This is a genomic window from Mesorhizobium sp. M7D.F.Ca.US.004.01.2.1, assembly GCF_003997785.1.
Lineage (GTDB): Bacteria > Pseudomonadota > Alphaproteobacteria > Rhizobiales > Rhizobiaceae > Mesorhizobium > Mesorhizobium loti.
The window spans coordinates 1-4,534 of the sequence record NZ_RZRQ01000414.1 but is presented as its reverse complement, the minus strand read 5'-3'; the positions used below and the strand labels follow the sequence as shown (position 1 = coordinate 4,534).

The 4,534-nt window shown below is 62.5% G+C and carries 5 protein-coding genes; 4 read left to right on the top strand and 1 reads right to left on the bottom strand.

The features are described from left to right. From EN993_RS31875 to EN993_RS31865, 3 genes are all read left to right on the top strand, one after another. Positions 1 to 2,476 (top strand): EAL domain-containing protein (locus EN993_RS31875; RefSeq protein ID WP_127265751.1); only part of this gene is annotated, 2,476 nt, incomplete at its 5' end. Positions 2,477 to 2,626: 150 nt separating this feature from the next. Further along, a complete protein-coding gene (locus EN993_RS31870) occupies positions 2,627 to 2,917 on the top strand; it encodes a type II toxin-antitoxin system ParD family antitoxin (protein WP_109662285.1) in 291 nt (96 codons plus the stop codon). After that, positions 2,914 to 3,297 (top strand): type II toxin-antitoxin system RelE/ParE family toxin, encoded by a 384-nt coding sequence (locus EN993_RS31865; RefSeq protein ID WP_109662283.1) that lies wholly within the window; start codon positions 2,914 to 2,916, stop codon positions 3,295 to 3,297. Before EN993_RS31870 ends, EN993_RS31865 begins: the two co-directional genes overlap by 4 nt. Here EN993_RS31865 and EN993_RS31860 read toward each other — a convergent pair. Next, positions 3,294 to 3,902, bottom strand: coding sequence for a YqgE/AlgH family protein (locus EN993_RS31860; RefSeq protein WP_023808594.1), 609 nt, complete (start codon positions 3,900 to 3,902; stop codon positions 3,294 to 3,296). The two genes, EN993_RS31865 and EN993_RS31860, sit on opposite strands and share 4 nt — an antisense overlap. Before the next feature lie 171 nt (positions 3,903 to 4,073). On the opposite strand from EN993_RS31860, the gene EN993_RS31855 reads away from it, so the two are divergent. Continuing rightward, positions 4,074 to 4,534, top strand: a 461-nt coding sequence (locus EN993_RS31855) for a protein-disulfide reductase DsbD domain-containing protein (RefSeq protein WP_281040590.1), incomplete at its 3' end; no start/stop codon positions are given.

Sequence of the window (4,534 nt, the reverse complement as noted above, 5' to 3'; positions counted from 1 at the left end):
CCAGACCAGCCCCGACGCCGACGTATTCCGGGTGACGCTGAACCCCGGCACGGTGATCACCTTCATCGCCGAACTCGCCTCGCCGAAGTTGCCGCAGGTCTACCTGTGGGATCCGGAATCCTACAAGGACTCGGTCAATTCCTACACGCTGTTTCGCGGCATCGTCATCGGCATTGCCGGCCTTCTGGCGCTGTTCCTGACCATCCTTTTCGTGGTCAAGGGAACCTCGATGTTCCCGGCGACCGCCGCACTTGCCTGGGCGGTTCTCGCCTATATCTGCGTCGATTTCGGATTCCTCAACAAGGTCATCGAGATCTCGCCCGGCAATGAGCAGATGTGGCGAGCGGGAACGGAGGTGGCGCTGGCGGGAACCTTCGTGGTGTTCCTGTTCGCCTATCTCAATCTCAACCGATGGCACGGCCATTTCAGCTATGGCGCGCTGGTCTGGATCCTCGGACTGGTGCTGATCGCCGGCGTCGCCATCGTCGATCCGGCGGTCGCCGCCGGCATCGCCAGATTGTCCTTCGCCGCCACCGCGCTGACCGGGCTCGGCCTGATCATCTTCCTCGGCATACGCGGCTACGACCGCGCCATCATGCTGGTGCCCAGTTGGGTCATGGTGCTGTTGTGGCTATGCGGGTCGTGGATGGCGATCACCGGCATGCTCGACAACGATATCGCCCAGCCGGCCCTGGGCGGCGGGTTGATCCTGATCATCCTTCTGATCGGCTTCACCGTCATGCAGCATGCCTTTGCCGGCGGCGCGCTGCATCAGGGCCTGTTCTCCGACCTCGAGCGGCAGGCATTGGCGGTGGCTGGATCGGGCGACACGGTGTGGGACTGGGACGTGCTGCGCGACCGCGTCGTCACCAAGCCCGATGTCAGCATCCAGCTAGGACTGGCGCCGAACAGCCTCGGCGGTGCGGCGCGCAACTGGTTGCCCGTGCTGCATGCCGACGACCGCGACACGTTCCGCACGACACTCGACGTCGTGCTCGAACACCGGCGCGGCCGGGTATCGCAGAATTTTCGCTTGCGCGGCGCCGATGGGCACTATCACTGGTTCTCGCTCAGGGCACGGCCGGTGATCGGATCGGACGGCGAAGTGATTCGCTGCGTCGGCACCATGGTCGACGTGACCGAGCAGAAAAAGTCAGAGGAAAGGCTGTTGCACGACGCCGTGCATGACAATCTGACCGGCCTGCCGAACCGCGAATTGTTGATGAACCGGCTGGAAGCGATCATCTCGATCGCCCGCACCGAAGAGAAGGTGCGGCCAACCGTTTTCGTCATCGACATCGACCGTTTCAAGCAGGTCAATGACGGGCTCGGCATCTCGGCCGGCGACACCATTCTGCTGACCATCGCGCGACGGCTGCATAGATTGCTCAAGCCGAAGGATTCGCTGTCGCGCTTTGCCGGCGATCAGTTCGCGCTGATGCTGCTGTCCGAACAGGACCCGGCCCGCATCGCCGCCGTGGCGGACGCCATCAAGCATGCCATCAACAACCCGATCACCTTCGCCAAGCGCGAGATCGTGCTGACCGCCTCGATCGGGCTGATCACCTGGAATTCGCCGCAGATGTCGGCCGAGGACATGGTCAAGGATGCCGAGCTTGCCATGCATCAGGCCAAGCGCTTCGGAGGCGACAGGATCGAGCCGTTCCGTCCGGCTTTCCGCACCGTCGGCACCGACAGGCTCCAGTTCGAATCCGACCTGCGCCGCGCTATCGAACGGCGCGAATTCACCCTCGCCTACCAGCCGATCGTGCGGCTCGAGGATGGCAGCGTCGCTGGCTTCGAAGCCCTGTTGCGCTGGGACCACCCGCGCCGCGGCATGATCCCGCCGGCGGATTTCATCCCGGTCGCCGAAAGCTGCGGGCTGATCGTACAGCTCGGCCTGTTTGCCATGCAGCAGGCGGCGGAAGACCTCGCCAGCTGGCAAAAACAGATCGGCGACGCGCCGCTGTCGGTCTCGGTCAACCTGTCCAGCCGCCAGCTGATCCGCCGCGATCTGGTCAGCGATGTCCGCTCGGTCATCGCGCGAGCTAACCTCAAGCCGCGCTGCTTCCGGCTCGAGCTCACCGAATCGCTTGTCATGGACAATCCCGAGCAGACCGCCCATGTGCTGACCAAGCTGAAGCAGCTCGGCATCGGCCTGTCGCTGGACGACTTCGGCACCGGCTACTCCTCATTGGCCTATCTGACGCGTTTCCCCTTCGACACCATCAAGATCGATAAGAGCTTCGTCGACGACAACACGCCGAAGCGCGCGGTGCTGCTCAAATCGATGGTCAACATGGCGCATGAGCTCGGCCTGTCTGTCGTCGCCGAGGGCATTTCTGACGAAAGCGATGCGCTGGAATTGCGACAGATGGGCTGCGAATATGTGCAGAGCTTCATGTTCGGCGCGCCGATGCCGGGCGACCAGGTGCTAAAGCAGCTGAAAGAGCAGTATCCGCTCACGCAGGCCTGACAGGATTTCGCGTGCGTCGCTCGAGCGCACCAAGGTCTCCGCGACGGTGTTTCATTTTAGCCGAACTAGCTCATCGACCTGGAAGGATGTCGAAAGTGTAGGATTTAATCCTACACCGTGCTATAGGGAGACAATCAGAGGATTTCCATAATGCGCACGACGCAACAGATGAGCATCACCCTGCCGCCCGAGATGGCGCAGATGGTCAAGACCAAAGTCGCCTCGGGGGAGTACGCCACCGAGAGCGAGGTCATCCGCGATGGCCTGAGGGCTTTGGCGGCGCGTGACAAGGCTCTGGAACGCTGGCTCGTTGAGGAAGTCGTGCCGACCTTGAAGGATTTCGACGCCCACCCTGAAAACCTTGCTGACCCCGAAGACGTCCGTGGCCGCCTCAAGGCGCGGGTCTCAGCGTTGACGGCCAAGTCATCCCGCAGTGCATGAACTATACGGTCAAGTTCCATCCGGCAGCCGAACGGGACCTCGACGATCTGCTAACGCATCTTGCGCAGGAGGCCGGTGCTACTGTCGCCAACCGGTTTGTCGACCGCATCGTAGACTACCGCCTGGGATTCTCGACGTTCCCTGAGCGCGGTATGCGCCACGACGATGTGGCGAAGGGGCTGCGCACCGTCGGCTGGCGTCGCCGGGCCACCATTGCCTTCACCGTGCGGCAGGACACGGTGGGATTCTCTATGCCGGCCGGACGCTGGAGCTACCGGCGGACGACGAATGACATCCAAGGCCTTGACGCGACCAGAAAGGCACATCGAGCACAGCCAAGCCTGAGTAGCCCCAGATTGAATCCGATTGCGACGCTCTAGGCGTGTCCGGCCGCGAGGCTGAGATGCGCGAGGTCTATGCCGATCGAGGCGAGGATCCGGTCGTATTTGCGCTCGATGTCGGTGTCGAACAGAAGCTCGGCATTGGCCGGACAGGTCAGCCAGCCATTCTCGGCGATCTCGGTCTCCAACTGGCCGGCTCCCCAGCCGGAATAGCCGAGCGCCATCAGCGCGTGACGGGGCCCGCGGCCGGACGATATGGCGCGCAAGATGTCGACGGTCGCGGTCAGGCAGATGTCGTCCGAAACAGTCAGCGACGATTCCACCCGGTAGTCACCCGAATGCAGGACAAAGCCCCGGCTGCGATCCACAGGCCCGCCATTGCGCACGACGAAATCGCGCGCCTGCGCCGGCAAACGGATCGCCTCCTGTTCGTTCATGATGCCCAGTTGCACGAGCAGGTCCGGAAACAGCATCTGCTGTGTCTGGTTGATGATCAGGCCCATGGCGCCTTCATCCGAGTGCGCGCAGACATAGATGACCGAGCGCGTGAAACGGTCGTCCTTCATGCCGGGCATGGCAATCAGGAACTGATCGTCGAGAAAGCCGCGGCTGGCGACCGTCTTCTTGTGGCGCAACAAGTCCATGAAAGGGAGCGTAACGCGTTTCCAAAGCGCCGAAAAGATGCGCCGTGCGGGATTCGACCAAAGCCTATGCCGCCGGCTCGAGCATTCTTCTCCCTCGAGGTCACGCAAATATGATACCGCCAAAGCCATGAAATCATTGCGCGGCCATGAACGGACGATCAAATCACCGCCATGCAAAGCTTGAAAATCCTGCTGCTCGGCGCCGCCATCGGATCGGCAACCGCTCTTCCCGCCGCCGCCTCTTCATCGGCTTGGTACAACAGCGAAGGGGGCAAGGTCCGGCTGGTGACGTCGGGCAAAGCCGATGATGCCGGCCGCATCCAGGGCGTTCTCGACATAGCGCTCAAGCCCGGCTGGAAGACCTACTGGCGCGATCCGGGCGACGCAGGCGTGCCGCCGCAGCTCGACATTTCAGCCAGTACCAACATAACCGACGCCGCTCTGGCGTTTCCTGCCCCGCAGCGCCATGACGACGGCTACGGCAAATGGGCAGGCTACAATTATCCGGTTTCGCTGCCGGTAACATTCACGCTGGCGGCGCCGAACCAACCGGCGGTCATCGATGCCGACATCTTTCTCGGCATCTGCGAAACGATCTGCATTCCAGTGCAGACGCGGCTGACCGTCGATCC